The organism is Paenibacillus sp. 2RAB27, assembly GCF_052115445.1.
Classification (GTDB): domain Bacteria; phylum Bacillota; class Bacilli; order Paenibacillales; family NBRC-103111; genus Paenibacillus_E.
Window position 1 is genome coordinate 61,496 of record NZ_JBFRGR010000025.1, and the last position, 24,979, is coordinate 86,474.

The following is a 24,979-nucleotide window of genomic DNA, read 5'->3' on the forward strand; positions in this document are numbered from 1 at the left end:
AACGTTGTGAGATAACTTTATTTTTCTCTAAATCCGATTCTGAAGGCTATTAAGGTGATGGCACAACTCTATTTTCATAACGGAGAAACTCTGGTTTAATCTGTATAGATAATAAAGGTAAAGACTAAGGGATGGTTATGGTTGGGAAAGCAGTAACTACGTGTGCATACTCTACTAAGGCTTTCTCGCCGATGGGGGTAAGATGGTAGATGCCTCGGCTTTGTCGGACAAACCAACGATAGTAGTTTTGCTGCAGAAGTGAGCTCACGTTCATATTGCTGGTCATCTCGCGCAGTTTACGTGGGCTGAGTGGACCGTGCTGCTGCATTAGATAAGCGCAGTGCAACGATTTCTCTCTGTATGCGGTCATAAGTTTCTGCTGAGAACTACCGCCGACATTATAGTCGCCGCTGCGCTCATGGAACTCCGCCATTAGCTTGCCGGAAGCCCTCTTGTTGGGGCGTAATGTATAAGGAGTAGGCTCACAGACGAGGTCGACTGTGGGCTGTTTGCGTTTGTAGAATTGAACGGTCAATACACCAAGTCCAAGCATGCGACAAAGTCGACGAATATCCTCCCATTGTAAGCGGTGGGGGGCTTTTCCTTTGTTCGGCAGCTCGAAGGCTACATAGACGTCTTGCGTTAGCCGCAGCCGTTCAATTCCTTGAACGAGGAGCGGGATATTAAAGCTTTTTTTCAATTCAACAATAACCGGGGGCTCATCGCCTCGAATTGCGACTAAATCACAGTGCTTAACTTCGCCACGGACGGTATAGCCACGCTGCTCGAAGAAGTGTTTAATCGGTGCATACAGCTCGGTTTCGGTCTGGATCGGCATGAGGGGCTCGTTCTCCTCTTTTCGTGCAAAAAGTCTGATAGAATGGCTTTTATTATAGCATAGGTTGCGCTAGAATAGGTGAGAGAATAACTTGTACGTACAGGTTAGGAGATGAGAGATATGAGTGAGTTGTTAAATGAGTGGTTGGGTAAAAGCTTTGCGTGCGCCTGCGGGCAAAAGCATGAGATTCCGATTCGCCGTATTGTTATAGAACGAGATGCTTTAGCTACTGTTGTTGAATATGTGAGAGAAGCGGGCTATGAAGAAATAACGCTCGTTGCGGATGCGAATACATACGCTGTGGCTGGTGACAAGCTGCGCTCTCTATTGGAAGATGGCCAGGTGAAGGTTGGTACTTGTGTCATTCGTGAGAATGAGATGGGGGAAGTAGCAGCGGACGAGGAAGCTATCGTTCAGTTGATGTTAGACACGTCACTGACATCGAAGGCTTTGATCGCCGTGGGGTCAGGCACGCTCCATGACATTGTGCGTTTCGTTAGTCATCGTACGAATCGGCCATTTCTTTCCGTACCGACAGCACCATCGGTTGACGGATTTGCTTCTGTAGGCGCTCCACTCATCGTCCGTGGCTTCAAAATGACGATACCTTGCTCAGCGCCAGAGGCGATCTTCGCTGACTTGGGGCTGCTTGCTGCAGCGCCGCAAGCCATGATTGCGGCTGGCGTCGGCGACATGCTCGGCAAGCATACCTCGCTCGCGGACTGGGCACTCGGCCGCGTGCTGCTGGATGAGCACTACTGCGAGCTGAGTGCTCGCTTGACCTTGGAGGCGGTGGAGCTGTGCACCGCACATCTAGAAGAGATTGCGCAGCGCACCGAGCTGGGCATGCGCCGTCTCATGGAAGGCCTGATCTTATCCGGCCTTTCCATGCTCCTGGTCGGCCACTCTCGGCCGGCCTCCGGGGCTGAGCACCATCTCTCCCATTATTGGGAGATGGTGCTTCTGCAGCAGCGCCGCCGGGCGCTGCTGCACGGCGCGAAGGTCGGCGTCGCGACCGTGCTCATGGCGCAGCGCTATCAGGCGCTGCTAGAGCTCACGGCCGACGAGGCCGCTGCGCGCCTAGCGGGGCGGCAGGCCCCGAGTGCGCAGACGGATGCGGAACGCATCCGGGCGGCCTACGGGGCCATGGCCGAAGCCATCATCGCCGAGAATGCGTCGGCGATGGGTGGGGATGCGCGTGCGCTTGGGGCGCGCATCGCGGCTTGTTGGGGCGATGTGCTCAGCATCGCCCGGGCGGTTCCGCCGCCTTCGCAGCTTGCTGCGTGGCTCGCGGCGGTGCAGGGGTCTGTAGCGCCGGACCAGCTGGGCGTGGAGCCCGCGCTGGTGGAGGCGTCGCTGCAGGATGCGCTGTTCGTGCGCAACCGGTTTACGATCTTACGCTTACAGCGATTGCTGTAAGCACGAGGTGAAAGGGAACCTAGATGCGCTATTTAATCGAAATCGATCGAAATTGGCTCAAAGCGGAACGTAGGTACTCTATTTGTTCGATTTTCGTGATTTTTAGTGTTATTCCGGCAAAATAAGGTACCGTAGTTCCCTTGCAATGTACATTTCACGTATTTGTTCGCAATAGCGCATCCTCGTTCCCTTCTCACGTTCCGATATTGCATCCATCATCTAACGCCAGTCCTCTAGAGAGGGCAGGCGTTTTTTTAGTTTCTCTTATGCAAAAGTGTAAAAAATCACAACCCCACTTAATTTTTGCCATCCCCTAATGTGGAATTGTTTTCTATACTGGTAGCTAATGGTAGGCGGTTCTACATCATGAAGGAGGCGTAACATGAAATTTGCTAATGAGAAAGTCAGCGATATCCAAATTGCTTATATTGGCGGCGGCTCAATGTATTGGGCTAAAAATTTGATTGCCGATTTGGCGCTGGATGGTCAATTATCGGGCACGATTCGCTTGTATGATCTTGACTATGGAAAAGCCAAAAATAATGAAAAGCTGGGGAATTCAGTTTCTGATTATCCTGAGACGAAATCCAAGTGGACATACAAGGCGTATCCGACGCTTCAAGAGGCGCTGAATGGATGCGACTTTGTGTTTATCTCGATTCTTCCAGGCACCTTCGAGGAAATGGAATCCGATGTCCATGCGCCAGAACAATACGGTATTTACCAAGCCGTTGGGGATACAACGGGACCTGGGGGACTGCTCAGAGCGCTTCGCACCATCCCGATGTATGTGGAGATTGCTCAAGCGATCGAGCGATATTCTCCGGATGCTTGGGTGTTTAATTACACGAACCCAATGACGCTCTGTACGCGAACGCTGTATGAAGTATTTCCCAAAATCAAAGCCATTGGCTGTTGTCATGAAATTTTCGGCGTGCAAGGGTTATTGATTCGTATGCTTCGCGATATGGAAGGCATTGAAGGTGTTCATCGCGATCAAGTGAAAGTGAATGTACTGGGAATTAACCATTTTACTTGGATCGATCAAGCCACGTATCACAATATGGATTTACTTCCGATGTATCGCAAGTTTGTAGATAAATACTATGATTCAGGATTTGAACACAACAAAGATGCCTGGGTTACGAACACCTATACGGCGGCGAACCGCGTGAAGTTTGATTTGTTTCGGCGCTATGGGGTTATTGCAGCGGCAGGTGATCGCCACTTGGCAGAGTTCATGCCTCCTTGGTATTTGAAAGATCCGGAGACGGTTCGATCCTGGAAGTTTGGGTTAACGACGGTCCAGAGTCGTGTTGAAAAGCATGCGGCAACTGAGCTTTTTTACGGGAAGCTGCTAAGTGGCGAGGAGAAACTACCGCTTAAGACATCAGGTGAAGAAGAAGTTAGGCAGTTAAAAGGTTTGATTGGACTTGAGCAATTTGTAACCAATATTAACGTTCCTAACGTTGGCCAAATGAAAGGTATTCCACTGGGAGCAGTTGTTGAAACGAATGCAGTGTTCTCTGCGAATAGCTTGCGTCCGGTCTACGCGGGTGAGCTTCCAATGGAAGTTAATAATCTGGTCCTGCAGCATACGATGAATCAAGAGCTTATTCTGAAGGCTGCTCTTCAAAAGGACAAAGCCTTAGCCTTCAAGGCGTTTATCAACGATCCGTTAGTGAATATGGATATCCACGATGCGGAAGTATTGTTTGATCAGATGCTGCACAATACGAAAGCATATTTGCCTGGTTGGAACATCTGATGGCAGGTCAGCCATGAGTTCAGATGCAGCGACATACAGCGAATCCGCCTCCATAAATCCGCAGGATGATAAAGCTGTTCGCCGGATGATTTTCAAATTGGCAGGGCCATCTTTGATGGAGATGCTGCTCATGAACGCAACTCAAATGGTGATGATGATCCTAGTCGGACACCTTGGGGCTGTTGCCGTGGCAGCTGTTGGCTTAACAAGCCAGCCGTATTTATTATTGAGCGTACTGTTTGCAGCGCTGAATTCGGGTACTACCGTTATCGTTGCTCGCTCCACGGGAGCGGGGAAGATGGGGGATGCGAATTTGGCGGCAGGGCAATCGCTTATGCTTGGTACAGCCCTGTCTGTCGTTATTGTGGCACTTGGAGTCACCTTTGCGGAGAGTCTGCTTCAACTGATGGGCGCTAGTGATGAGGTCGTTCAAGTTGGACTGCCCTATGCGAAGATCATGTTTTTCTCGATCGGTTTTTCCTCCATTTCGTCGGCTTTATCCGCTATTCTGCGAGGCTCGGGAGACACCCGAACACCGATGAAAATCAATGTGCTGGCTGGCTGCGTGAATGTTACCCTCGGGTTTTTGCTGATTTACGGCCATCTCGATTTACCGCAAATGGGGATTACGGGCGCAGCGATAGCTACGTTGGTTGTTCAGTCCGGAGCTATGATTTGCTTTATTGCTGTCATGTTCAGCGGAAGATTTAGAGTCCGCATCGGCTGGTCAGAGATCAGTCGTTTGGATAAAGCCATGATTAGTCGTATGCTGCGGATTGGCATTCCGAGCAGTCTTGAGCAGTTGATTATGCGATTAGGAATTATGACGTTTGTGAAAATATGTGCGGGATTGGGGACCGTTGCCGTCGCGGCAACACAAATAGTAACGAGCGTCATTGGCATCTCGTTTATGCCGGGGGCTGCCTTTGCCATAGCAGCTTCAACGTTAGTTGGGCAAACCCTTGGTGTAAGCAAACCCGATCTTGCTGAACGCTATGTGTGGCAGGTCCGCAAGTACGGCATGATCGTGGCCGGTTGTATGGGGGCGCTTTTTATTTTGTTAGCACCGCATATCCTTAGGCTGTATACCAATGACGAGACGATAATTCGTGAAGGGGCTTGGGCACTTCGAATCGTAGGATTCATTCAGGTGTCCCAAATATCGCAATTTGTTCTTGGAGGCGCTCTACGAGGAGCAGGCGATACCCGTTATCCTTTATATTCGACATTCATTGGCGTGTGGGGAATCAGGGTTGTTCTGAGCTACTTGTTTGTCTATATCTTCCACTGGGGCATGATCGGTTTATGGAGTGCGGTTGCAAGTGATCAGTTTCTCCGATCTAATCTGATTTATTTGAGGTTTAAACGCGGGGCTTGGAAGCATCTCAAGGTTTAATACGCACAAAGGGGACGCGTCAAAATGGGGATTGTGTACAATTCGAATTCGCAAACCTTCCATCTTCAAGGGAAGTCATCGAGCTATATCATGCAACTGATCAATTCCAAATATGTAGCTCATGTTCATTGGGGGCGCCAAGTACGAGGCAGTAATCCCGGCGGGTTGCTCGCAATGAGACGTCGATGCTCTTTCTCTCCATCCACGGATCTGGATGATCTTACACTGTCATTGGACACATTACCGCAGGAATATCCGGGATATGGGGGGAGTGATTATCGAGTTCCTGCCTATCAGGTTCAAATGGAAGATGGCACGACGGTCAGTGAACTTGTCTATGAGTCCCACCGGATTTACGCGGGAAAAGCACCGTTGGAGGGACTTCCATCAACCTATACGGAGGATGAGAGCGAAGCAGAGAGTATTGATATCGTAATGAGTGATAAGTTGATCGGATTAAAGGCTATTCTCACGTACACAGTATTTCGTGATTTAGATGCCATTACCCGGTCTGTTCGATTCGTAAATGAGAGTCATCAGTCCATCAAGCTGTTGCGAGCATTGAGCTTCGGTCTCGATCTGTCTCGCAGCGATTTCGATATGCTTCATTTATCAGGCACATGGGCGCGCGAGCGACATATCGAAAAACGCCCCCTTGCCACAGGTGGGTCTGTGATTGAAAGCCGTCGGGGAGCTAGCAGTCACTCTCTGAACCCCTTCATGGCGCTGCTTTCCAAGCAAGCGGATGAAGATCACGGAGAAGTTTACGGATTCGCCTCGTTTACAGCGGGAACTTTGTTGCTCAAGCCGAAGTGGACCCTTATGGAACGACGCGTGTCGTGATGGGCATCAATTCCTTTGATTTCTCGTGGCTCTTGGAGCCTGGGGAAGCTTTCCAAACGCCCGAAGCGGTTCTTGTTTATTCTGCCGAAGGCCTCGGCGGGATGTCGCGCACCTATCATAGGCTGTATCGCACACGGTTATGCCGTGGACAATTCCGGGATCGTCACAGGCCAATTCTCATTAACAACTGGGAAGCCACTTATTTCAATTTCAATGCGAATAAAATTGAAGAGCTTGCACGAGTGGGCAAGGAGCTCGGCTTAGAGCTTCTAGTACTGGACGATGGTTGGTTCGGCAAGCGTGACAATGATAAAAGCTCACTCGGCGATTGGTTCGTTGATCGTAACAAACTCCCACAAGGCATGCAGGATTTGGTAAGCCGAGTGAAACAGCAAGGGCTAGAGTTCGGTCTATGGTTTGAGCCAGAGATGGTATCCCCAGACAGTGAGCTGTATCGGGCACATCCCGACTGGTGTCTGCATGTGCCGGGCCGGCGAAGGACAGAAGCACGGCAGCAGTTGATTCTGGACTATTCGCGTCAAGATGTCAGAGATTACATCGTGAAGGTCATCACAGATATACTCGCGAGCAGTCCCATCACGTATGTGAAATGGGATATGAACCGTAATATGACGGAAATCGGTTCTGCCCAACTCCCGCCAGAGCGGCAACGTGAAACGGCACATCGTTATATGCTGGGGCTATACGAAGTAATGGAACGGATAACTTCAGCATTTCCGAACGTATTGTTCGAAAGCTGTTCTGGCGGTGGAGGGCGGTTCGATCCAGGGATGCTTTACTATATGCCGCAGACATGGACGAGTGATAACACGGACGCGGTGGAACGGCTGAAAATTCAATATGGAACGAGTATGGTGTATCCCATCAGTACGATGGGCGCTCATGTTTCCGCAGTTCCTAATCATCAAGTACATCGGACGACGCCGCTTGATATGCGTGGGCATGTGGCGATGTCGGGGAACTTCGGTTACGAACTTGATCTGACTACTTTCACGGAAGCGGACAAGGAAGACGTGCAGAAGCAAGTCGCACTCTATAAACAATTGCGGCCGCTGATCCAGTTCGGCGAATTTTACCGATTGATAAACCCTTTTGAAAACGCTAGCGCGGCTTGGATGTTTGTTTCCGAGGATAAGAAGGAAGCTTTGGTCGCTTTTTTTCAAGTACTGTCAGAGCCGAACGCACCTCTCAGGAAAATGCGATTGAAGGGCCTTGCACCCGAGAGCAATTATTTACTTTATGATGCGGGAGATCAGGATACGCGTGTGGAAATATTTGGGGGAGACGAACTCATGCATGTAGGACTTAATTTACCGATCTGGAAGGGCGATTTCCGAAGCCGCCTTTACCGCATACAAATGGAGGAATAACAAGATGAAAAAGCTGCGTTTCAGCGATTTGCAGGATAAGAAGAACGGTCATATTTTGCAGGATGTATTACCAGGTGCTTATTTATCGTCAGGCGGTCTATCTTTCGCGAAACGTGGCGACCGCAGCCATACGAATGATGGTCCTGAAGGAAGAGACTACCATGTTCATGGAGATTGTGAAGCGTTTCTTATTTTGCAGGGAACGGGAACGATGGAGATGAACGGGGAACATATCCCAGTTACGACGGGAGATATCGTGATTATTGAACCAGGCGAGGATCACCATCTCAATTCCAGTGAGGACGACCCGATTGTTACTGTCTGGTGCCATGCAGGCCCGAATCGGCATAAGAATCAACAACAGGAGGATGCAGTGTGAACAAAATCATAAACACGGATATCCATTCCTTTCAAGTATCGAGTGAGGACCATGGATTCACCGTCACGCTGTTTACGGAGAACCTTCAGGAGGGTATTGATGTCATCACGTTGCGACTGGAAGCAGAGGAGGCGCTAACGCCTCCAGTGTTCACACTTCGTTGGTCGCATCCCGCCTGTGATATTCAAGGCAGCTGGCATCCGGCCCAGGACCGGAATAAGAGCTTTAAAGCCGATTGGATGCGTACTTTGCGTTCCAATGCTGCTGCTTCTGCACCTGTTTATGCGTTATTTAATAGTGTGGGTCGTAACAGGCTAACATTTGCCTATTCAGATGCCTTGAACACGGTACACTACTCGGGAGGCATCAGTGAGGAAACCGCCGATTTCCATTGCTGCGTTCAATTGTTTACAGAGACGACGGCGCCTTTCAGATCGTATGAAGCCAAGCTCCTCGTAGATACGAGAGATGTGCCTTACTATGAAAGCCTTGATGGCGTCCAAGCGTGGTGGAGCGAGATGCCGGAGTATCGTCCGGCGTTTGTTCCAGAGGCTGCCAAGGAACCGATGTATTCGACTTGGTATAGTATGCACCAGAATGTCACAGACGTCCAAATCGAAGAACAGTGCCGTGTCGCCAAAAAGCTAGGGATGGAAGCCGTCATCGTAGATGATGGCTGGCAGACTGCAGATAACCGCAGAGGGTATGCCTATTGCGGAGATTGGGAGACCTATGAGGGCAAATTCCCCGATATGAAGCGGCATGTGGATACGGTTCATGCGTTAGGCATGAAGTTTATCCTGTGGTACTCGGTACCGTTTATTGGCAAATACAGTCAGGCATGGAATCGATTCAAGGATAAAATCCTTCGATTTAATGAAGGCCATGGAGCCGCTGTGCTGGATCCGAGATATCCGGATGTCCGGGAATATATCATCAATACCTATGAGAAGGCGGTCAAGGAATGGGGGTTGGACGGCTTTAAGCTTGATTTCATTGATACGTTCTATTCGCCTGAGTTACAGTTGCCTTCCACAGTGGAAGGTAAGGATTATGAGTCAATACCTGCTGCTGTTGATCGTCTATTGACGGATTCTATCGGTAGATTAAGAGAATTGAACCCTAGTATCATGATCGAGTTCCGTCAAATGTACATTGGTCCTGCGATGCGCAAATACGGCAACATGTTCCGCGCTTCCGATTGTCCGAACGACAGTATCCAGAATCGCGTGCGAACACTGGATCTTAGGCTGATTTGTGGAAATACAGCGGCTCATGCCGATATGATCATGTGGCATCCTGAGGAGCCTGTTAAAAGTGCTGCCTTGCAGTTGATTAACTGTTTATTCTCGGTGCCGCAGGTATCCGTTCTTTTGGATAAATTGCCTAGCGATCATTTGAAGATGCTAACCTACTGGCTTGCTTTCTGGAAAGAAAATCGAACTCTGCTACTGGACGGTACTATTGCGCCAATGAATCCGGAATTGTTATATCCGCTAGTCCGTGCGGTTCATGAGGATCGAGGGATTGTCGTCGCTTATCATGAGCAAATTGTGCCTATCGATGCAGCCGTGCCAGTGTCTCAGTGGATCGTTGTGAATGGCAGAAGACAGAACGGACTCTATGTAGAAGTTTCAGGTGAAATCGGGATCGTGCAGGTGACCATTCGCAACTGTTGTGGTGAAATCACGGAGGAACAGTCTGTTGAATTGCGATCAGGTATTCATAAGCTTGCGATTCCGGCGTCAGGGCTTGCAACCATCTCAATTAGATAAAAATCAGAAACACGGTAGTATTAATTTAGGGGGTCAACGAAGCGATGAACTATGCAGCAAATGAAGGAAGATATATAGACATGCCGTACAATCGAAGCGGAAAGAGCGGTCTAAAGCTGCCGCCGATTTCGTTTGGATTGTGGCACAATTTTGGTGGCGTCGATCTATTCGAGAACAGCAGAGCGCTAGCGCGCCATGCCTTTGATCTAGGGATTACGCATTTCGATCTTGCGAATAATTATGGCCCACCGACTGGCTCAGCAGAAGAAGTGTTCGGGCAAATTTTGAAAAAGGATTTGCTACCGTATCGTGACGAGCTGATTATCGCTACGAAAGCTGGCTACCGCATGTGGGATGGTCCCTATGGGGAGCGTGGCTCCCGCAAAAGCATGCTCGCCAGCCTTGATCAAAGCTTGAAGCGACTAGGCATGGATTATGTAGATATATATTATTCGCACCGTTTCGATGCAGAGACGCCTCTGGAAGAAACGATGAGCGCTTTGGATCAGGCTGTACGTCAGGGCAAAGCGTTGTATGTCGGCGTGTCCAACTATAATGCGGAGCAAACGGAGCAAGCCGCAGCAATTTTGAAAGGTCTTGGCACTCCGTTCATCATTCATCAAGTACACTACTCGATGTTTGAAAGGCGGCTGGAACAGGGGCTGCAGGATATTTTGGCAAAAGAAGGCGTAGGGTCTATCGCCTACAGTCCGCTCGCCAGGGGGCTTCTGACGGATCGTTATTTGGAGAACATTCCGGCTGATTCCCGTGCTGCGGGGGGCAGTGTGTTCCTAAGACCTGAGGATATTACGGAAGACAAGATTGCTAAGTCACGTCTATTGCATGTATTAGCTCAGGAGCGAGGGCAAAGTCTTGCCCAAATGGCTTTAGCTTGGGTTCTTCGCAAGGGACATGTGACTTCTGCATTAATTGGCGCAAGCAAAGTGAGTCAGCTAGATGATAATGTGGCCGCCTTGAAGCAGCCTAATTTCACACAGGAAGAATTGGATCTGATCGATAGCATTTTAAGCAAATAATTTAAGAGCATCGCGTGGACATTGAAGTCTACTCGGTGCTTTTTATTTTCAGCATAAATGAAAGTATAAATTTAAAGTTAAAAATCGGGTATTACGAAGTTTGAATGTGGAGTTAGTCGATATAATCGACTAACTCGTGCTCTGGCGGAGCAATGCGAGGTAAGTTAGTCGATAAAAACGACTAACTCGTGTGCAGGAGAGGCAATGCGAGGTAAGTTAGTCGATAAAATCGACTAACTGGTGCGCAGGAGAGGCAATAGGAATGGAGTTAGTCGATAAGATCGACTAACTCGTGCGCAGGAGGGGCAATGGGAGCAGAGTAGTACAAGGACAGCGGCGGTTTATCTTCCTTTTCAACGATCATAAAAAATCACAACCCTGTGGAAGTTATCCCATGTAACAGATCAGACAATCCATGTACCATCAGGACATACGACGTGTAGAAGGAGGAAGAAGAATGAATAGTCAGATGAAGCAGGGGAAGGAAGATTTTGAGGCGCAGATTATGCAGCTGCCCGTTGTAGATACGCACACCCACCTTGTGGGGGATCGACTCTGTGCTGGCGACTTCTGGGAGATTGCCCACTATTTCTGGTTGTTTCGTGAACTACAGGCTGCTGGTTACCCAGCGAATGCCATCGAGCTGCCTGAAGACGAACGGATCGCTGCTTTCTTGGAAGCTTACCATGGATCGCGAAATACGATGATGAATGTGGCGATGACGCACATTTTCAGAGATTTATACGGCATTGTCATCCGTGACGCGGCCTCGGTAAAGGAAGCTGACGCTGCCGTGAAACAGAGCGCTGGGCGTGTTACGTGGGCGCAAGAGGTGGCAGACCGATTGAATGTGAGCAGATTCGTCGTGAATATACCCGAACACGCAGATTTTCAAGGCATGCGTGAGAACGCCATCCTAATCCCGCGAATTGATGGGAGAATAGGGGGCTGGGTCAAGGAAATCGAGTCATCGCCTAATCCAGCTGGGGTATTCGCACAAGTGCGAGAGAAACTAACTCAGTTATTAGATACTTATAAGGAAGCCGGATACGCAGGTGTTATGACCACGTTGCCGAGCTATGAAGCCAGCGCAAACCGCAAGGTTATAGTCGGGCAAGGCAATACGAAGGATGAAATATTAATGATGCTTCTGCACGAATTAGGGGCTGCTGCTGAGCAACGGGGACTTCTCATACAGCTGTTTCTCGGCGTGGAACGATCCTGGTGTGGAACAGCGACGCCAGTCAATGACCCCACTCGTATCCTGAAGCTCTCTGCCTTGTTTGAATCGTATGCCTGCACCTTTGAACTCGTGGTGGCCTCCGAGCTTAACAATTTGGATATTGTGCAAGCGGCATGGAATTTCCCGAATGTTCATGTAGGTGGGCATTGGTGGTTTAACTTCCGTGCGAGTACCTATCGCGATAGTATGCAGTATCGGTTAGAGGCGCTTCCGGCAATGAAAAGTTCCCTTATTGTATCCGATGCCAGGTGCATGGAGTGGAGCTACGGCAAGATTCTGCTTGTTAAACGGATTGTGAGCGATTTCCTATGGGGTCAGATCGAGGCAGGCTGGATTGATTATGACACGGCGATCTATGTGGCTGAGCATTGGCTCTACCACAGTGCAGCGAAGCGCTATGGGGTTGCACATTGATCCTATTGTAATCGTTCTCACCGCTCCCATAGTTCTAATCGTAAAAAAACACAGCGCGCTATAAGTTTCACCATGTCTGCCTTGGAACAACCCTAGTAAGATGAAGAAGTCAAATCGATGCAGCATGCAAGAAGGGGAGGAAAACATGGCCAGCAAAATACAGCCATCCGATCAATCAATGTATAATTTCTCATCGCAGAGTCAGAAATGGGCTTTTATGCGAAAACATTGGCCGATTTATGTGATCTCATTACCGGGAATTATTTATTTCTTACTTTTTAAATATATCCCATTATTCGGTTCGGTCATCGCGTTTCAAAACTACAACATTTTCAAAGGGATAAAAGGAAGCGACTGGGTAGGATTAGAGCATTTCCAACGCATGTTTGCTTACACCGATTTCCTGCAAATTTTAAAAAATACGATATTAATCGGTATTTATGATATGTGTTTCGCTTTTCCGATTCCAATCGTCTTGGCTCTTCTCATTAATGAAGTACGCATCATGGCTTATAAACGGATTGTACAAACGGTGGTGTATATGCCGCACTTCCTGTCGTGGGTCATCGTCGGAGGCATAGTTGTTGGGGTTTTGTCCCCTTCCACGGGAATTGTCAATCATCTACTCTCCTTGTTCGGCGTTGAGCCTATCTATTTCTTGGGGGAAAATAGCTACATTCGAACCATTCTCATTAGTTCTGGCGTTTGGAAGGATAGCGGTTGGGGAACGATCATCTATTTGGCAGCGATTGCAGGCATTAATCCTGACCTGTACGAAGCATCACAAATCGATGGAGCCAGTCGGATTCGTCAAGTGTTCTCCATCACGATTCCTAGTATTTTACCAACTATCGTTATTTTATTTTTGCTTCAAATTGGTAATTTCCTCGATTTCGGTTTCGAACGCGTCTTCGTATTTCTTAACCCGCTTAACAATGAGAATGGGGAGATTATTGATACGTTTGTGTACCGAGCAGGGCTTGTTGATCGTCAATACAGCTACACGACGGCTATCGGGTTGTTCAAGTCGGTTGTGGGTCTACTGTTGATCATGATCAGTAATATGTTTAGTAAAAAAATGACGGGCGAAGGCTTGTACTGATAAGGAAGGAGACCGGAGGTGAATCGCTATGATTATGACAAGAGGCCATAAAATTTTTAATATCTTCAACCTTATATTGTTAGGTGTTCTCGGTTTGAGCATGGTGCTGCCCCTTATTCACATTATTGCGCAGTCCTTAAGCAATAACACGGCCATTAATGCAGGAGATGTATCGTTTTGGCCTGTGGGCTTCACATTAGGCAGCTATAAACTTATTTTGGAGGATCCGACGATCTGGATCGGGTTCAGGAATAGTGTCATTATTACGGTATTTGGTACTTTTATTAATTTATTTATGACAACAACGCTTGCATATCCGTTGTCCAGACCTGAATATTTGTTTCGTAAATCGATTCTACTGTTGGTGTTGTTTACTTTAATTTTCAGCGCACCGTTAATTCCCAACTATTTATTGATCAAGCAATTAGGAATGTTGAATACCCTCTGGGCCTTAATGCTGCCAATGGCGATTAGCGCTTTTAATTTATTCGTGATGCGGTCATTTTTCTTGAATCTACCATCGGAACTGCTGGATTCGGCACGAATGGACGGCTGCGGAGAGTTCCGTATACTCTGGAATATCGTCTTGCCGCTATCTAAGCCTGCGATGGCTACAATGGGCATTATGTATGCAGTCAGTCACTGGAACCGATATGCGGAGGCCGTCTTCTATATTGATCATCGTCAATGGATACCGCTGCAAGTGCGGCTGAGGGAAATTGTATTTACCGATCAGATGGGGCAATCGGATGTATCATCGGAACTTCTGCAGCTCCTATCCCCAGAAGGAATTAAGATGGCGGTCATTGTCGTCGCTACGATTCCAATCCTGTGTGTGTACCCGTTCCTACAAAAGCATTTTATCCAAGGTATGATGGTGGGTTCGGTGAAATCTTAATGCAAATAGCGTGAAATCGGCCGCCCCGTAAGCATATATGGGGTGGTTTTTTGACCTAACGGATTGCAGCTCATATCGTAAATAAAACAACCCCAATCGTAAATTTTTCCATCTATGGAAATAAGAATGTGATTTACACTTATCCAAGCAGGGGAGGAAGGAGATGATCTTAACATTTATAATGGAAGCGATTGCAATATGAATGATAACCCCTTGTTTCAAGTAGGTGTAACTGACTCTAAGGAGGCTTTAGAATGTTCAGTAAGATGTTGAAGCAACAAGTACTTAAAAAGGCGGTAAGCATAGTGCTTTCCTTAGCACTTGTTCTTACATTAATTAACATGAATCCAGTAGAAACGGTTTACGCAGCGCCGGAGGACAACTTGGGCATTTTGGACATACACGTGAACAAGCCAGTGGGCGCAGTTGTCGATCTCGATGATGCGACAATTGACGTATCCTTACCCTACGGTACCATCTATCAAATGCTGAATATAACCACAAATGGTGCAAACGCAGTACTATACAGAAGTGACGAAACAACGGTGATCCCTTTTGCAGCCAGCGGCATTAACAAAGGCGATGCGAAAATGGACCAATTTTCAACAAGCGGAACCACGACATATTACTTGGTAGTGACCGATATCCAGAATAGCAGTAATAGCAAAAAATACACGATAACGGTTACGGTAGATATGGCAGTGCCCTCTTTAAGTGGCCCAATGGGGCCAAATGACAAATACTTGCCACTGAATATTAAGGCAGGCGAGTCCGCGTGGGATGTGATTGGCGCATCCAAAATTGGCAATGGCAGCGGTACAGGTTCAATCGAAGGTCCAACGAGCCCTTCTTCTTACAGTGGGAAACCATGGTCAGAATCTGTATATGACCGTTCAGGTGACTACCCTGTGGCTTCGACTGTGAATGAATCATGGTTGGGAGACAATATGTATTTGCAAACGATCGGACGAAATAATTTGAATGCGCTTACGAAATATGGCATTGCAGGCGTACCAGGAACGTCTAAGCTCAACTCGGACATTTTACGGTTTCACGAATTTAAACCTTTTGTGACGCCTGGAGGTGTAAGTCGGGACGACGGTGATCGCGGAGCCGTAGGCAGTGACCGGCAGAGATTGGAAATTAAAAGCAATACCAGCGCAGCCAACATCGATGCAAATAGCGTAGGCGGCGATATTATGACCCATCATTGGAGACTTATGCTCCCATCGGAAACGTTAAGGTTTCAACAAGATGTTGGTGAGAAAAAAGCAGGTGAATTCATTGAACCGCACCGGTTTTGGCACATCTTCCAATTGAAAGAAATCGCCGGCAACGCAGCCGGCCAACCAGTGACTACACTGACCTTAGTTTCCAGCGAAGGCAAAGGGCAGCTTGAATTCAGGAACAATCCAGATGGCAGCAATGCGGATCGCATTAAGCCATTGTTCACGATTCCTTTTGAAAAGGTCGCAGATCGCTGGCTGGATTTTGAAGTAACGATCTTAACCGCAGATAAAGGTTATTTATACGGTAAACTTGTCGATCTGGAGTCGGGCGATGTGCTGTTCGAAGGCGGGATGACGGCCGAAACCTCTAGACGCCCTGAAGTGAGCAATCCGACAACAGGCAGACTCGAAAGAACGGATTTACCCGTTGAAGCGGGTCAACAAAATCGTTCCAAATGGGGGCTTTACCGGGGGTTGTATAACAGTCCGGCTGATGCAGCTTATGCGGATGAATGGCAAGCAGCAACCATGTACCTGTCTGACGTACACTTAATCAAACGGGATGAGGACAGCTATATTTTCCCTGACGGCTGGAACCCCAATACACAAGCGAAAGATGTTGTTGCATGGGCAAGGCCAGCTGCGATTTCAGCTTCCCAAGGTACGGCATTTGGCAATTTAGCTTTACCTTCAAAGCTAGATGTCACCCTGAGCACGGGGAAAATAGAGCCGGTGAATGTAACATGGAGCTCATCGGGCTATAATCCAGATCATACGGGCATTCATACGATTTATGGTGAGTTTAATGGCTCAGGTATTACGAACTCAACCAATATTAAACCATTTATTGAAGTTAATCTTTCTAGTTATAAAAACTGGGCGGTAACTCCCGGAGCTACGCTTAAAGTTGTGTCTAGCAGCAGCAATAGTAAAAACAACTTTATTGATGATAATGCTACGACAGCTTGGCAGGCCAACAGCTCTCTAACCAAGACAGATGGTTATCAATACTGGGCGGCCGTACAACTGGAAAAGAAAATAGATGTGAGTAACATTCAAATTGAATGGACGAGTAATAGTAAGTTTTTGAAAAATTATCAAGTATACTACGCGAATGATGCTGCAGCTTTTAATGAACTCAAAGAGGGAAATGCCCTATCAGCGACTTCAGATGCAACGCGTAAACCGCTTGAGACGGCAAATGGTGCCCTATGGCAACCAATTGCAGGCGTGGGAAAAACGACACAACTAGAAAATAACGAAAAAGCCAATCATACGTTGGCTGTACCGATTGCAGCGCAATATCTATTACTTGTATCCGATGTCACACTCGATAATAGTGCTGGCGGAATCAAAGCGAATGTATTCAATGTTTTCGGTGAACCTTCGGCAACGGATATTCCGGTTATACCGTCGGGCTCTGTTAACCTGCTAGATCCATCTCGTTTTACACCGCAGGCTGGTGTCAATCTCAAGGTAAGCTCGGAAGCCAATGATCATCCGGGTGTAGATGCTTTGCGGTCAGGCGGCAGCGGGTATTGGCGGAATGCAAACCCTGATGTCTATAAAGGGGACTACTCGCCATCCTCACTTGCATTAAGTCTTGACTTAGGCGCGCCTAAAACGATTGATAAACTTTACCTTGAAATCCCTAACACTATCGCCAATATTCAAAGTAATGCTACAAGATTTGAGGTCTATTACACCAATGATCCTGCAGCATGGTCAAGTGCACCTACGCCTTCAGTTGGGTCACAGCTCTATGACTGGAAAGCTAACGGTTGGACGCTAGCTGGTGGTACAGAGACTGAAGGTTTGTGGTCCTACGTGACGTATAATGGTCAACAATGGGGCTATGATACGAAGCGTTTTCTGTATCCGTTTACAGCACGTTATGTGATGATAAACACCGTATTGGTTGGTCCTAGCGATAAGCGTGCGAATGATACCAATTCCATGATGGGTCTATCCGCCTTAGCGATTTATGGTAAAAATCCGTATACGAACGCAACCGCACTAGTGCCAGCTAAGGAAACCTATAGTACATGGGATCAGGTTGAACCTATATCGACAACGATTAATCTGGGTGGGAAAGTGCTTACGAGCATTACGAAGGGTGACAGTACGCTTCTATTAAATACGGATTACACATTTGCCGGCAATATGGTTACTTTCACACCTCCCTACCTTGCCAAGTTGCCGCTAGGCACGAATGAATTTACGTTCAACTTCAACAGCGGCGCACCTTCGCTATTTGCATTGGATGTCATAGCCCGTGGTTATGGCGCCAATGATAAGACGATCAAGATGAACGCAATCGAAGGCGTATCTCCTTACAATGTGTTAGGCGGAGCCATGGGTACCGACGAACCTGTAGAAGGAGTTACGAAAAGAATAAGAGACGCTTATCACGCTTTCTATGGTAATCAGCCTCGGGCGACAGCCGCGGATGATCATATCCAGAGTGTGTGGGATAGTACATTGCAAAAAAATGTGTTCAAGATTTTTGAATACGGCAGAGGTTTGAATAATGAGTTCTTGGATAAAACGCGTGATGGCGAGTACGGTCACAAAGGTGTATTTGACCCGAGTGTAGGCTATATCGTTGACGGCGCAGCTACTACCGATCGACAAAGAGTTGAGATTCGCCCAAGCGAAGATTCGAATAACGATTTTGTCGCATACGAAGGCGATTTGGTTTCCTATGAGTGGATGTGGAATATTCCGGACGGCATCCAATGGAACCAGTCTAACTTCAGGCATATCTTCCAGTTGAAGGCTACGAATCGACAAGCTCCTGATACTTTACCAGGCGGCAATAATGGCGGGGAGAACGGCGCCTATATTCTTGCGATGTCCATTTCTGGAACGACGAACCGTGATCTAGTTGTCAATCATAACCGTTATGATGGAGATAAGACGCTGATGCGAATTCCATTACGAGAAATCGATGGACATTGGATTAAAGTTGAGCTTAAAGCTCACATTTCGGACAGCGGCTGGCTGACCATTAAAATTACCGATCAAGTGACGGGCAAGGTATACACCTTTGACAGTCCCGATGTCTATCAAGTCTTCGGTAATCAAGGTACAGGTGACGGTGTCAAAGATTTATGGCGAAGACCCGAACGAGCAGGTGGCTTTGAGACCGAGTATCCGGCTGCGTTTGATCAATATTTGCGTCCAAAGTGGGGGATATACCGCAGCTCTGCTAACGGTACCAACTCTGCGTATGACGTTCAGCTCGGGCTATCGGACATCACCATAAGCAAGGTGGCATCAGGGTTGTCATCTGTCAACTTGGCGCTTAATAAAAAGGCGTACAATGTTGGACCGACAGGTGGTGCTAATCCGATTCAGATGCAATCTGCTACGGCGAATATCTACGGAAATGCTAACAAATTGACCAATGGTGTATTACAAGACCCGACCAAATGGACGGTAACAAACGTTACCAATTTGGACCAAATCGGCAATTATTCATGGCTGGGTACCGACGGGGAACGCAAAGGCAGCTTTGTCATCGACCTTGGCCAGGCGATGGATTTCAGCCAGATTAGACTGTTTGCCAAATCCACGAGGTTAAAGGGCGCAACCGTGTTTGTATCCAATGAGATCGGAGATCATTCATCGGCTGCTGATTTTAACAATATGACCTTTCAACAAGTGGAAAAGCAGACGGCCCTTGGTTATACGTATGAGTCAGGTAATAGTAATGGTGGTATCGATTCAGCAGATAGTTCGCACCCGATTAACCTGGGCAAAACCTACCATGCCAGATATCTCAAAGTAACGGTGGAGAATGCTTCTGGTGGTAATACAGGCACAGATCTGACGGGACCTCCACGCTTGACACAAGTACAAGTGTTCAATGCGCCACTTCCTCCGCAGCATCTGACGATTGAAGCTAGCGGTTCAGGTAACATGCTGAAGTGGGATGCTAATGTTTTAAGCGAAGGATATACGGTGTACAATGAGACAACAGTATTGGCTGATTTACCAGCAGGCGTAACTACTTATCTGTTACCGAGTAACCTGACTGATTTCTCCAAAGTGACCGTAAGGTCCAAAGGAACAGACCCGTATTCACGTAAGTTTATGATTTCGGCACCGACCTTACTTAACATGTCAACGGACATCGTAGGGATTGCACCGATTAGCATCACAACGAGCGCGGGCGTAGCTCCTGTTTTACCAACAGTCGTCACAGCGGTTTATAGTGACAACACGACGGGACAAAGAGGGGTCATCTGGGACGCTATTGACGCATCCCAATATGCTGTAGCAGGGAGCTTTAGCGTGCAAGGAACCGTCACCGGCGTAACGTATAAGGCTTTGGCTAATATTACAGTTACAGCTGTAGACATTCCACTACCTGTTATTGTTAGTTATTCGCCAATCAACATAACGACAACAGCGGGTACAGCACCCGTATTACCAACAGTAATCACAGCGGTTTACAGCGACAATACGACTAAGCAGCTAAGCGTCGTCTGGAGCAATATTGAGGCTTCACAATATGCCTCGGCAGGTACATTTAAGGTGCTGGGAACAGTAGTGGGCACCTCCTTGAAGGCAGAAGCAACAATCACAGTTACACAGCGTACGACGGATCCGGGGCCAAGTACAGGGACAGGTAGTGGAACTGGTTCTAGTTCTGGTTCAAGTTCTAGCTCAGGGACCACAGGGATCATCGATCTTGATAAAGATGCCAAAGTGACCAAAGAAACAACGGCAGATGGGAAGACGATTACGAAAGTCACCTTAGATCGGGATAAACTGGAGAAAGCATCAGCGATTCCAGTCGTCGTGATTGAAGTGAAGGACAGTGCATCCATTGTAAAGGTGGAACTGCCGGGCCAAGCGATCCTGAATGCAATCAGTAAGCATAACAACACAGTAATTCAGATTAAAGCGAATGGTGCCATATATGAGCTGCCAGTTCAATTGTTTAAAGATATAGCTAAGGATTCAACCATAAGCGTTGTAATTTCAAAAGTTTCGGGTAAAACCGGAGACGATGTCACTGCCGCAGTGAACAAGTTGAACGCGAAGCAGCTCGTTGCAAACCCGATCGAATTTACGATCACGGTCAATGAGAAAGAAATGAATGATTTTGGTGGCGTTTACGTGAACCGCACACTTAGCTTGGGGACATGGACAGGTGACCCTGGCAAAGTAACTGCGCTCTGGATCGATGCGAATAATGGGATCCATTTCGTACCAGCCATACTTACGACGAAGAATGGATCATCTGAAGCTACGATTCGCTCGCCGCACAACAGTACGTACACGGTCATCCAATCCAATCAATCATTTGCAGATTTAGCAGGGCATTGGGCCAAGGCGGATGTTGAGCTGCTGGCCAATAAATGGATCGTTAACGGAATCACGGATAAGCAGTTTGCACCAGAGGCGCAAGTTACGCGCGCTGAGTTTGCGGCCATGCTAGTTCGATCCCTTGGACTCGTAGAGAAGAAAGCAGATGCATTCCGTGATGTAAAGTCGATCGACTGGTTCGCTGGAGCCGTTAGCACGGCGCATCAAGCCGGGTTGATTAACGGTTATGAGGATGGTACCTTTAGGCCGAATACCAACATTACTCGCGAACAGATGGTGGCGATGATGATGCGCGCGATGAAAGTTGGAGGTAAGGAAATCCAAGCCAGTAGCACAGTGATTGATCGCTTCGCCGATCGTTCGACGATCGGCGAATGGTCGAAGGCAGCCGTCGCTCAGGCGCTGACAGCAGGTCTTGTACAAGGCTTATCGGACAATAGCTTCGCACCGACAGAGCCTGCCACACGCGCACAAGCGGCCACAATGCTGAAACGTATGCTGCAATCGTTACAATTTATTAACTGATTCACAACCAGACCGCCAAAGCTGTAGTGTCCCCGTCGGGCCATCGCACGCTAGCGCACAAATATTGTGCGCAAGGGAAGTCGTCCGGTCGGCCGTCGCTCGCTAGCGCACAAATATTGTGCGCAAGGAAGTCGTCCAGTCGGCCATCGCACGCTAGCGCACAAATATTGTGCGCAAGGTAAGAGTCCCGGTCGGCCATCGCACGCTAGCGCACAAATATTGTGCGCAAGGAAGTCGTCCCGTCGGCCATCGCACGCTAGCGCACAAATATTGTGCGCAAGGAAGTCGTCCCGTCGGCCATCGCACGCTAGCGCACAAATATTGTGCGCAAGGGAAGTAACCCGATCGGCCATCGCTCGCTAGCGCACAAATATTGTGCGCAAGGAAGTCGTCCCGTCGGCCATCGTACGCTAGCGCACAAATATTGTGCGCAAGGGAAGTAACCCGATCGGCTACCGCTCGCTAGCGCACAAATATTGTGCGCTAGGAAGTCGTCCCGTCGGCCATCTCACGGCGGCGCAAGCCGCCTCTTTTCTCAATCGTATAAAATCACATAGCGTCTTAAATTTATACATTCAGAAATCGGATCGTAATCGTTATGATAATCACAGATCGATGGAATCGCTTACAGTACATGAAGAAAGAAGGGGTTTTCAATGAAAAAAACAATGAGTTTAGGTTTAGCTGCTGTCATGATGGCAGCTACCGCACTAACCGCGTGTTCCTCAGACGGAAAAGTGGCAGGCACAACTTCACCACAACCATCAGGCAACGTAAAGGCAGCACCGGTCAAGTTCTCGTTACTTTTTCCGACGACAGTCAGCACAGGTTACCACACTCGAATTCCCGATTTAAACAAGGACAAGTGGGTCTTGAAGCTGGAAGAATTAACGAATACGGATTTGGATGTTAGGGTTGTCGAAGATGCCAAGTTCGGGGTGATGTTCGCAAGTAACGATATTCCCGATGTTGTTGGCAGTATCGGTGGTCCAGGCAGTAAGTCGATGTCAGGTTCGGTTGAGAATGGTGTGTTCATGCCGCTGGACGATCTGTTGAAGCAGTATGGACCGAATTTGTTGAAAATGGTACCCAAAGCAGCGTGGGAGAGTGTTTCGTATAACGGAAAGATTTATGGCATTCCCGAATATTTGAGCAATCCTTCCCGTCGTGCCACTTACATTCGTACCGATTTGCTAGCTAAAACAGGACTTCAAGCTCCCAAAACGGTAGATGAGTTTCTGAATGTCCTAAGGGCTTTCAAGAAGTTAGGTGTCGAGAGTCCGTATCAAATGAGGGAGAATTTCAAGTATGCAGACGTTCTTCTAGGAGCTTACGACGTACTGCCGTATAAAGATCAATTTGAACTCGTAGATGGTCAAGTGGTTCCTAAATTTTTCGATTCGGAAAATGTACAGAAAGCACTAACCGCATATAAAACAATGTACGAAGAAGGTTTGATTCCGAAGGAATTCGCTACCATTTCCGCAACAGATTACAACAAAAGCCTAGATGCGGGGAAAGCGGGAATTTGGTCACAGAATGCTTCCGGTTTACCAGGGGCCAAAACCAAGCTAAGAGCGCTCAACCCAGACTTTAAAGCGGATATCATTGCTTCTCCGAAGGGTCCGGAAGGCAAAGGCGGTTACTTCTACTATTCACCTGTTGTTCGTACGTTCTATATCAATAAAAATGTGAAGCAAGATACGGCTGCCGGTATTATCAAAATGTTCGATTGGATGATGACTTCCAAGGATGCAGAAACATTCTTTACCTTCGGGATTGAAGGCGATACCTATACCAAAGACAGCAGTGGTGCGATCAACTATAAATTCCCAGTAACGAAGGAAGAAATTGATGAAGAAGGGTTCCGCAGCGGAACACTTTGGGCGGTACATGACTCTACCTACAATAAACCAAGAATGCAGTTAAACGATGATGGAAAAACGACCTTGAAAGCATTTGATGAGATTCTTTCGAAGGAAGGTTTACCTGGTATTGGATTCTATCCGGATTTGAGCAGCTTCGCTAAATTCCCGGATCTTGCAGCGCCTCAACCAGACGTAGGTCCGAAAATCATCGTGGATCACATGATCAAAATGATTTATGGCAAAGAGCCAATCACCGATTGGCCGAAAGTCATCGAAGAGTATAAATCCAAAGGCGGCACCGAAATTATTAAAGAAGCGACAGAGCGTTGGAATAAGAAGCAAGGCGCGATTATGATTGACACGAAATAAATGCATGTCTAATGAGGCATCCCTCTCGCAATGTAATGCGCGGAGGGGTGTCTTTTCTCATACAGGAATCGTAAAAAAACACATACTGCCGTAAGTTAATACGTTTTTCTTGGACGGTCAATCTCCTATAATGAAGGCAACTAAAATCTATGGAACTTTAAGGGGGTATTTTATACATGAAAGCGATATTGGTTGGTTTAGGTTCAGCCGGGTTCAGTTGGTATAAACGTCTAAGAGATCAAGGATTGTTAGCAGCAGTTGTTGAAGTTGATCTAGCAATGAAAGAGAAGATGCTGGATGATCCGTTCCCTTTTTACACGTCATTAGAGGAGGCTTTGCAGAACGAAAAGGCTGATTTTCTAGTCAATGTAACTTCACCTATGCGGCATACAGCAGTGAACCATGCGGCATTTGATCATAAGCTGGCTGTATTGTGCGAGAAACCGATTTCCTTTGATTATGAGGAATCCATCGAGATCGTAGCTCGAGCTGACAGGGATAAGCTCCCGTTTATGATTGCAGAGAATTACCGTAGGATGCCTTATATTCGTAAAATGAAACAGCTTTTGGACGAAGGTGTCATCGGCCGTATTTCGTCTATGGACATACAGTTCTACAGATACCACCATGTTCAGCGGAGATATACCGTTAGTATTCTGGATGATATCGGAGTGCACCACTTAGATATGATCCGCTATTTCACGGGTAGAGAAGGGACGTCCGTGCAATCGAAGCTGTACAATCCAATTGGCGCTTGGCAAGAAGAAGGAGCGCTTATTAATGCGTATGCTTTCTTTGAATTGGAGGGTGGTATCACAGCGAGCTACAACGCATCGATCTCAGCCAGAGGGACGGAGACGCCATGGAGCGGCAATTGGCGAATCGAAGGAACGGAGGGCGCTATGGAAGTCGTCGATAAAGAAATTCGCCTTATTCGGGACGGCAAAGTTGAAGTTATAGATGACATAAGTGGTGTTGATGAAACAGATACACTGGCCGAATTTCTGACATCACTCCGTGAAGGACGCGAAGCGGAAACGAGTGGCAGGGATTATTTGAAAACCCAAGCACTTGTTCATTACACGAAGCTGGCTAATGAGTCCCGTAGAACGATGTCCATTGAGGTTCCAACAATATAAAGGATT

The 24,979-nt window shown here is 47.6% G+C and carries 13 protein-coding genes and 1 pseudogene; 13 read left to right on the forward strand and 1 reads right to left on the reverse strand.

What is annotated here, in order from left to right; translation table 11 throughout:
- Positions 1-124: 124 nt before the first annotated feature.
- Positions 125-838, reverse strand: a complete 714-nt coding sequence (locus tag AB4114_RS26370) for a DUF2161 domain-containing phosphodiesterase (protein WP_441991125.1) — start codon at positions 836-838, stop codon at positions 125-127.
- 120 nt (positions 839-958) lie between these two features.
- Here AB4114_RS26370 and AB4114_RS26375 point away from each other — a divergent pair, with 120 nt between their 5' ends.
- From AB4114_RS26375 to AB4114_RS26435, 13 genes and pseudogenes are all read left to right on the forward strand, one after another.
- Positions 959-2,257, forward strand: coding sequence for a sn-glycerol-1-phosphate dehydrogenase (locus tag AB4114_RS26375; RefSeq protein ID WP_441991126.1), 1,299 nt, complete (start codon positions 959-961; stop codon positions 2,255-2,257).
- 382 nt (positions 2,258-2,639) lie between these two features.
- Positions 2,640-4,025, forward strand: a complete 1,386-nt coding sequence (locus AB4114_RS26380) for a family 4 glycosyl hydrolase (protein ID WP_441991127.1) — start codon at positions 2,640-2,642, stop codon at positions 4,023-4,025.
- Positions 4,026-4,038: 13 nt separating this feature from the next.
- Positions 4,039-5,421: an MATE family efflux transporter gene (locus AB4114_RS26385; protein ID WP_441991128.1), complete on the forward strand. Its 1,383-nt coding sequence runs from the start codon at positions 4,039-4,041 to the stop codon at positions 5,419-5,421.
- 24 nt (positions 5,422-5,445) lie between these two features.
- A pseudogene (locus AB4114_RS26390) lies at positions 5,446-7,655 on the forward strand (alpha-galactosidase).
- Positions 7,656-7,659: 4 nt separating this feature from the next.
- Positions 7,660-8,034: a cupin domain-containing protein gene (locus AB4114_RS26395; RefSeq protein ID WP_171629990.1), complete on the forward strand. Its 375-nt coding sequence runs from the start codon at positions 7,660-7,662 to the stop codon at positions 8,032-8,034.
- Positions 8,031-9,809, forward strand: coding sequence for a glycoside hydrolase family 36 protein (locus tag AB4114_RS26400; RefSeq protein ID WP_441991129.1), 1,779 nt, complete (start codon positions 8,031-8,033; stop codon positions 9,807-9,809). Before AB4114_RS26395 ends, AB4114_RS26400 begins: the two co-directional genes overlap by 4 nt.
- 44 nt (positions 9,810-9,853) lie before the next feature.
- A complete protein-coding gene (locus AB4114_RS26405; protein ID WP_441991130.1) occupies positions 9,854-10,846 on the forward strand; it encodes an aldo/keto reductase in 993 nt (330 codons plus the stop codon).
- A 457-nt stretch (positions 10,847-11,303) separates the two neighbouring features.
- Complete coding sequence (locus AB4114_RS26410; protein WP_441991131.1) at positions 11,304-12,503, forward strand: glucuronate isomerase; 1,200 nt, start codon at positions 11,304-11,306, stop codon at positions 12,501-12,503.
- Positions 12,504-12,648: 145 nt separating this feature from the next.
- Entirely contained in the window at positions 12,649-13,605 is a 957-nt protein-coding gene (locus AB4114_RS26415; RefSeq protein WP_441991132.1) for an ABC transporter permease, read from the forward strand.
- A gap of 28 nt (positions 13,606-13,633) precedes the next feature.
- The gene (locus AB4114_RS26420; protein ID WP_441991133.1) at positions 13,634-14,503 is read left to right on the forward strand and encodes a carbohydrate ABC transporter permease; all 870 of its coding nucleotides are present in this window, start codon (positions 13,634-13,636) and stop codon (positions 14,501-14,503) included.
- 254 nt (positions 14,504-14,757) lie between these two features.
- Positions 14,758-21,597, forward strand: coding sequence for an S-layer homology domain-containing protein (locus tag AB4114_RS26425; RefSeq protein ID WP_441991134.1), 6,840 nt, complete (start codon positions 14,758-14,760; stop codon positions 21,595-21,597).
- A gap of 656 nt (positions 21,598-22,253) precedes the next feature.
- Positions 22,254-23,834: an extracellular solute-binding protein gene (locus AB4114_RS26430; protein ID WP_441991135.1), complete on the forward strand. Its 1,581-nt coding sequence runs from the start codon at positions 22,254-22,256 to the stop codon at positions 23,832-23,834.
- 176 nt (positions 23,835-24,010) lie between these two features.
- Complete coding sequence (locus AB4114_RS26435) at positions 24,011-24,973, forward strand: Gfo/Idh/MocA family protein (RefSeq protein WP_441991136.1); 963 nt, start codon at positions 24,011-24,013, stop codon at positions 24,971-24,973.
- The last annotated feature ends 6 nt before the right edge of the window (positions 24,974-24,979 follow it).

Coding starts and splice junctions, on each gene's coding strand:
- AB4114_RS26435 (WP_441991136.1), top strand. CDS start 24,011: ATGAAAGCGATATTGGTTGGTTTAGGTTCAGCCGGGTTCAGTTGGTAT.
- AB4114_RS26420 (WP_441991133.1), top strand. CDS start 13,634: ATGATTATGACAAGAGGCCATAAAATTTTTAATATCTTCAACCTTATA.
- AB4114_RS26405 (WP_441991130.1), top strand. CDS start 9,854: ATGAACTATGCAGCAAATGAAGGAAGATATATAGACATGCCGTACAAT.
- AB4114_RS26385 (WP_441991128.1), top strand. CDS start 4,039: ATGAGTTCAGATGCAGCGACATACAGCGAATCCGCCTCCATAAATCCG.
- AB4114_RS26415 (WP_441991132.1), top strand. CDS start 12,649: ATGGCCAGCAAAATACAGCCATCCGATCAATCAATGTATAATTTCTCA.
- AB4114_RS26410 (WP_441991131.1), top strand. CDS start 11,304: ATGAATAGTCAGATGAAGCAGGGGAAGGAAGATTTTGAGGCGCAGATT.
- AB4114_RS26370 (WP_441991125.1), bottom strand. CDS start 838: ATGCCGATCCAGACCGAAACCGAGCTGTATGCACCGATTAAACACTTC.
- AB4114_RS26395 (WP_171629990.1), top strand. CDS start 7,660: ATGAAAAAGCTGCGTTTCAGCGATTTGCAGGATAAGAAGAACGGTCAT.
- AB4114_RS26380 (WP_441991127.1), top strand. CDS start 2,640: ATGAAATTTGCTAATGAGAAAGTCAGCGATATCCAAATTGCTTATATT.
- AB4114_RS26375 (WP_441991126.1), top strand. CDS start 959: ATGAGTGAGTTGTTAAATGAGTGGTTGGGTAAAAGCTTTGCGTGCGCC.
- AB4114_RS26430 (WP_441991135.1), top strand. CDS start 22,254: ATGAAAAAAACAATGAGTTTAGGTTTAGCTGCTGTCATGATGGCAGCT.
- AB4114_RS26425 (WP_441991134.1), top strand. CDS start 14,758: ATGTTCAGTAAGATGTTGAAGCAACAAGTACTTAAAAAGGCGGTAAGC.